Origin of the sequence: Protofrankia sp. CiP1_Cm_nod1 (genome assembly GCF_920888515.1) — a bacterium.
In the GTDB taxonomy this organism is placed as follows: Bacteria; Actinomycetota; Actinomycetes; order Frankiales; family Frankiaceae; genus Protofrankia.
Window position 1 is genome coordinate 8,489 of sequence record NZ_CAKKTM010000208.1, and the last position, 6,377, is coordinate 14,865.

4 protein-coding genes are annotated in these 6,377 nt (G+C 68.4%); 1 reads left to right on the top strand and 3 read right to left on the bottom strand.

Annotated elements, in window-relative coordinates; genetic code table 11:
* Positions 1-275 precede the first annotated feature (275 nt).
* Positions 276-1,829 (top strand): NAD(P)/FAD-dependent oxidoreductase, encoded by a 1,554-nt coding sequence (locus NBX02_RS09535; RefSeq protein WP_250290978.1) that lies wholly within the window; start codon positions 276-278, stop codon positions 1,827-1,829.
* 310 nt (positions 1,830-2,139) lie between these two features.
* Here the strand turns inward: NBX02_RS09535 and NBX02_RS09540 are convergent, their stop codons facing one another.
* The 3 genes from NBX02_RS09540 to NBX02_RS23030 form a co-directional block, all read right to left on the bottom strand.
* Entirely contained in the window at positions 2,140-3,303 is a 1,164-nt protein-coding gene (locus NBX02_RS09540; protein WP_250280867.1) for a LuxR C-terminal-related transcriptional regulator, read from the bottom strand.
* A gap of 750 nt (positions 3,304-4,053) precedes the next feature.
* Positions 4,054-5,682 (bottom strand): long-chain fatty acid--CoA ligase, encoded by a 1,629-nt coding sequence (locus tag NBX02_RS09545; RefSeq protein ID WP_445548341.1) that lies wholly within the window; start codon positions 5,680-5,682, stop codon positions 4,054-4,056.
* Between the two features lie 103 nt (positions 5,683-5,785).
* Positions 5,786-5,917 carry a hypothetical protein gene (locus tag NBX02_RS23030; protein WP_445548342.1) on the bottom strand — a complete coding sequence of 44 codons (132 nt, stop codon included), beginning with the start codon at positions 5,915-5,917 and terminating at the stop codon, positions 5,786-5,788.
* Positions 5,918-6,377 lie beyond the last annotated feature (460 nt).

The following is a 6,377-nucleotide window of genomic DNA, read 5'->3' on the forward strand; positions in this document are numbered from 1 at the left end:
TGGGCCCGTGCGGAACCACCCGGGCGGGCCATGGTGAGACCCGCCGTCCTCCCGCCCACGTGGACTATCTACTCTCTACTCTGGTGAAGATGGAAAGCGTGATCATTGCGGGCGGCGTGGGAACGGTCATCGAAGATGGCGATCCCCGATCAGACCGTGGCCGCTATGTCACACCACGTAGCCACCGCGGGCTGGCCAGCGCAGGGTGACCGGTATCGCCGGGTAGCCAGCCGCAGGAATCGTCCCCTTCAGCCATCAAGGAGCCGTTGCATCCCATGACCGAGCTTTCAACGCCGCCCGCGGAACCCGGTCGCGAGATCCTGGTGATAGGCGCCGGTCCAGCGGGTCTGAGCGCGGCCTTCCAGCTGCACAAGTACGGGATCGCCTCCACCATCCTCGAGGCGGACGACCAGGTCGGCGGCATCTCCCGGACGGTCGAGCGCGACGGCTGGCGGTTCGACATCGGCGGCCACCGGTTCTTCACCAAGGTCCGGGCGGTCGAGGAGCTCTGGCACGAGATCCTCGGCGACGCCGACTTCCTGCTGCGGCCGCGCAAGAGCCGGATCTTCTACAACGGCGCCTACTACGACTATCCGATCAGCGCCGGGAACGCGTTGCGCAACCTCGGCCCGGCCGAGGCCGCCCGGTGCGTCGGCTCGTACCTGTGGGCCAGGGCCCGGCCGCCGAAGGATCAGACGGACTACGAGAGCTGGCTGGTCGCCCGGTTCGGCTGGCGTCTCTACCGCACCTTCTTCAAGACCTACACCGAGAAGGTCTGGGGGGTGCCGGTCAGCGAGATGCCGGCCGACTGGGCCGCCCAGCGGGTCAAGAGCCTGTCGCTGGCGAACGCCATCGTCAACGCGGTCTCGCCGCGCCGCAACCAGAAGAAGATCACTTCGCTGATCGAGGAGTTCCAGTACCCCAAGTACGGCCCCGGGATGATGTGGGAGGTCTGCCGCGACAAGGTCACCGCCGCCGGCAGCAAGGTGGTGATGAACACGACCGTGGTGGGCGTCAGGCACGCCGATGGCCGTGCGACGGCGGTCGTCGCACGCGACGGCGACGGGGGAACCACCGTCTACCCCTGTACCAACGTCGTGTCGTCCATGCCGATCTCCGAGCTGATCACGGCGATGGACCCGCCCGTCCCGGCCGCTGTCGCGCGGGCCGCGCGCGACCTGCGCTACCGGGACTTCATCACCGTCGCGCTCGTGGTGCCCGCCGGCAAGGTGCCCTGGGAGGACAACTGGATCTACATCCACGACCCGCAGGTGCGGACCATGCGCATCCAGAACTTCGGTTCCTGGTCGCCGTTCCTGGTCAAGGACGGCCGTAACGTGCTCGGCCTGGAGTACACGGTCTTCGAGAGCGACGCCGCCTGGACGGCCCCCGACGACGAGCTCATCGAACAGGGCAGGCGGGAGCTGGCCAAGCTCGGCCTTGTCGACTACGAGGACGTCGAGGCGGGATATGTGGTCCGCCAGGGCAAGGCGTACCCCATCTACGACGACCGTTACCGGGCGAACGTCGACGTGATCCGCGGCTGGCTCGCCGAGCACGCCACCAACGTCCACCCGGTCGGCCGCAACGGGATGTTCCGGTACAACAACCAGGACCATTCGATGCTCACCGCGATGCTCACCGCCGAGAACATCGCCACCGGCACGGCCCACGACGTCTGGTCGGTCAACGTCGAGGAGGAGTACCACGAGGAGGGCGCGGGTTCCGCGGCCGGCCGGCCGGGCGGTTCCCTCGGGACGGGGCGCGACGCCCCGGTCCTCCCGCGGGCCTCGGTCGACGCCGCGGCGGGCCCGGCGACACGACCGTGACGGCCGGGCAGGCCGTCACCGGGAACCGGGGGAGCCGTCGGCGGGTGCCCGGCGCTCTTAGCGGCCTGCCGATGTCACCGGCAGTGACGCCCCGTCCCTCCCGCGCCCGGATCCCGGGTATGGGAGAGACGCTGCCGGCCGCCTGGGCGCAGCACCCACCGGCCTGATCGGATGATCACGGCTCGTGGTGGTCGCGACGGTGCTGCGGACGGCGTCGGCCCGTCCACACTCCGGTGCGTTGCCGGGCAGGTGTGGTGCGCCGGTCGCCGGTCGTTCGCCTGTCGCCGGCGCGGCGGCTGTTCCCGGCGGTTCAGGACGCCTCCCGCTCGCCGTGCAGCCAGATCGACACCGCTTCGGTTCGGCTGGCCGCGTTCAGCTTGCGCAGGATGTGCTTGACGTGGGACTTCACGGTCCCCTCGGAGATGATCAACCGGTCGGCGATGCGCGCGTTGGTGTTGCCGGCGGCCATCAGCCTGAGCACGTCGATCTCGCGCCTGGTCAGACGGGAGTCCGTGGGCCAGGGGTCGTCGTGGAGCGGGCGTACGGGCCGGGTGAATCCGTTGGCCATCCCGTACGAGCCGAACCTGATCGGCTCCTCGATGTCGTTCATCGTCGCCGTCAGCCCGGCGGTGTAGCGCAGCATCTCGGTGCGCATCTGGGCCAGGCGGTCGAGAAGGACCGCGCGCTCCAGCGCGTAGCCCAGGCCTTCGGCGAAGATTGCCAGGATGTCCCGGTCGAAGTCGGCGAGCGCGTCGCCGTGGAAGTAGCGGTCGGCGTGCAGGAAGCCGATCACGTGGGAGGAGGCCGTGATCGGTACCGCGACATAGCTCCTGACGCGGGCCGCATCGACCATCGCCCGGTGGACCCGTGTCTCGTCCTGGACGTTGGTGACGATGAGCGGCCGTCTCCGCCGTACGATCTCCGTCTCGAACAAGGGGGGCACGAGCCTCTGTGGATGGTCCTGCCCGGCCTGCGCGATGGCCTGGGCCCATTCCCTGTCCCCCTCGACGTACACCGTCTCGGGTACCCAGATCGACTCGTTGATACGTGACATGACCGCCCGGTCGAACCCCATCGTGCACACGATGCCCGGGGTTGCCTCGATCAGTTCGGATACCGAGGAGAACGGGTGTAATCGACCGAGAGCGTTCTGAACATTACGGATCGTGCTGGAGTGGTGGTGGGCGTGTTCCTCGCGGACGTCGTCGTCGGTGTTCTTCAGCTGGATGAGCAGTGGCAGCAGGTCATCGGCGCCGGCCAGCTGGTCGGCGGTGGCGCGGTCGCCGGCCGCGGCCGCGCACACGCCGTTCCAGACGGTTTCCAGCGCGCTGCTGGCGGCGGGTAAGTCGTTGATCTCCGTGGCGTCGGGCAGATGCTGGGAGCACAGGAGTGTCTGGGCCTTGTCGATGATGGCGAGTACCTCGCTCACCGTCCGGTCGGAGATCGACCCCTGGCGTATGCGGTCGCCGGTCATCGGTCTGCGGTTTCTCCCGTGGCACCTGATATCCCCGGTGGGCACGATGAGCCTCCTCGACTGCCAGGCGCCCAACGCTGGCCGCCTGGCAGATCATAAGTCAAAGTCCGGCCTTGGCACGTTCTGTCGATCTCTGTCGCTCGGCCGTGTTACGGACGCGCCAAACCATACGGCTGACTGGCCCACTGGGTCACCCATGCGAACGCGACCGAGCTTCTTTTCCAAAGAGGGTAGCGTGCACGCCGTACGCAGAAGTACCGATTCGTAGCGGATCCTGCCGAATCAACGGCTTGTAAGATCATAAATGTTGCTTGTCGAGTTGATTTTCTTGCTTAAAGTAAGATCACGTTGGACGTGAACGGGCCGTCGCGGTCTCATCGTCCGCTCGCCCTGGGCGAGCCGGGTCATCGGGTCGTCGCCGGGCTTCTCACGACGCGACGTGACACGGTGGAGCCAGCTGCGCGGCTGTTGCACGCGGCCGGCCCGCGACGCATGCCTCTTCCCGTTGCGGCAGAGCCCCGTCCCGGCCTCCCGCGGGCGGCGGGGGAGCGAACGGACAGAGCGGGCGAACGGGGCGGAGCGGGCCGCGGCGCCAGGGATGACCCCTGACACCGCGTGCCCCTGGCCCCGGGACGGGAGGCCCGCCTCACGAGCCCCTGCTTCCCGCCGGCCGTCCCGCCATCTCGGTATATCAGTACTTCACAGGTATACCCGTACCTCGCGGTATACCTGTACTTCACGCTGACGGTGTCAGATGGTCTGCACTGTCAGAAGCTGTTCCGCGTGCTGACGGCGCAGCACCTTCTTGTCGTACTTGCCGGTCGCCGTCAGCGGGACGGCGTCCACGAACGACCAGTTCTCCGGCAGCCACCACTTCGCGACCCGGCCCGTCAGCCAGGCCCGTAGCTCCTCGGCGCTCGCGCTCGCTTCCTCCCGCAGCACCACGACCGCGAGCGGGCGCTCCTGCCACCTCTCGTCGGGCACGCCGATGACGGCGGCCTGGAGCACGTCCGGATGGCCGATGATCGTGTTCTCCAGCTCGACCGAGGAGATCCACTCGCCGCCCGACTTGATGACGTCCTTCGTCCGGTCGGTCAACGTGACGTAGTGCAGGGGGTCGACCCTGCCGATGTCGCCCGTGCGCAGCCAGCCGTCGTGGAACTTCTCCGGGTCGTCGTCGCGGTAGTAGCCCCCGGTGACCCAGGGCCCGCGGACCTCGAGCTCGCCGATCGACTTCCCGTCCGCGGGCAGCTCGACGCCGTTGTCGTCGACGATACGAAGATCCACGCCCGCGATCGGCCTGCCCTGGGTGACCCGGAACCGCATCGTCTCCTCTTCGTCGAGGCCGGCCGGCGGCCGGGCGATCGCCGCCAGCGGCGAGGTCTCCGTCATGCCCCAGGCGTGCAGGATCCGGACGCCGAACTCCTTGTCGAAGGCCTCCATCAACGAGCGCGGCACCGCCGATCCGCCGCACAGCACCAGGCGCAACGAGGACAGGTCGGCCCCAGGGCTGCTCCGCAGGTGGTTGAGGATGTCGTTCCAGATGGTGGGAACGGCCCCCGACACGGTCGGGCGTTCCCGGTCGATGGTCCTGACCAGCGTCGCGGCCTGCAGGAAGGGCCCGGGCAACAGCAGATTGGCACCGCTCATCAGAGCGGCATACGGCAGGCCCCAGGCATTGGCGTGGAACATCGGCACGATGGTGAGAATCGTGTCGTCGGCGTTGATGCTGAAACCCTGCGCGGTGCAGGCGGCCTGCGAATGTAACCACAGCGACCGGTGGCTGTAAACCACTCCCTTGGGGTTGCCCGTCGTGCCACTGGTGTAGCACATCGAAGCCGCGTCGCGTTCGTCAACGGCCGGCCAGCCGAATTCCTCGGACTCGGCGGCAAGGACCTCCTCGTACCGGAGAATCTGCTTACCGGCACCCTCCAGGGCGGCGACGTCCCCGTTGCCGTTCACCAGCACCGTGTGCACGCTGTCTATCTTCGGCAGGGCCCCGGCCAGCAGCGGGATCAGGGAGTCGTCAACGATGATGACCTGGTCCTCGGCGTGGTTGGCGATGTAGGCCACCTGGTCGGCGGCCAGCCGGATGTTCAGCGTGTGCAGCACGGCCCCCATCGCCGGTACGGCCGCGTACGCCTCAAGGTGCTGCTGGTTGCTCCACTGGAAGGTCGCCACCCGCTGGTCCCCGACGACGCCGAGCCGGCGCAGGGCGCCTGCCAGCCGGGCGGCCCGTGCACCGGTCTCCGCGTACGTGACGCGGCCGACCCGGCCGGGCTCGAGCACGGTCCGCGCGCCGTGATCCCCGTGGACCGAGGTGCCGTGCGCCACTATCGAACGCACTGTCAGAGGGAAGTCCTGCATGGTGCTTCGCACAGCGCACATCCTTGTTCGTCAGGCCCGGCTTTGGGCCGCGAGCGGGGACACCACCATGTACGGACCGGCCGGAACGGCTTCGGCAACGGCTGGGCGCACCGGTTCACTCCTCGATCACGATGGCGGGCATCGGGCACAGCGATGCCGCGCGTTGTACGGAAGAACGCAGGCCGTCATCCGGTCGGCTATACAACAATGTCACCTGGTCGGCGTCGTCCGCAAGGTTGAAGAGCATGGGTGCTACAAGCAAGCAAGTAGCAAGCAAGTAGCAAGCAAGTGCCGGGCGAGTGGCGGGCACTGCCCATGCCCGGCACGCAGGTCGTGGTTCACGGAGGCATTCACGATGCCTTCTTCCGGCTTTCTCCTTCTGAAAAGCCCGTCCGTACCGGCGCGGGCTGCCCGCGCGGGTGGCCTCGCGGGCCTGCCCGCACGCCCCTGACCTGCGTCTTCGCGCCGCTCGAGGCCCCGCCCGCGGGCCGGTCCCGCGAACCGTCGACAGCGTGGTCCCCTCGGTGGTTCTTTTTTATCGCCGCCGCGTGCTGTCCCAGCTGTCGCCAGACACCCACGATCATGTACTTCGGTGGGCTTGTCTGTCACCGCCGGGAGCCCCTGGCCGCAGAGCCGGGCGGGCCGACGGCGCGCCGGCGCCGGCGGGCGGGCCGCGATGCGACGGGGCAGGGCGGGCGGTCCGGGAC

Excerpts from the sequence above, each read along its gene's own strand:
- NBX02_RS09535 (WP_250290978.1), top strand. The coding sequence starts at position 276 with ATGACCGAGCTTTCAACGCCGCCCGCGGAACCCGGTCGCGAGATCCTG.
- NBX02_RS09540 (WP_250280867.1), bottom strand. The coding sequence starts at position 3,303 with ATGACCGGCGACCGCATACGCCAGGGGTCGATCTCCGACCGGACGGTG.
- NBX02_RS23030 (WP_445548342.1), bottom strand. The coding sequence starts at position 5,917 with ATGCTCTTCAACCTTGCGGACGACGCCGACCAGGTGACATTGTTGTAT.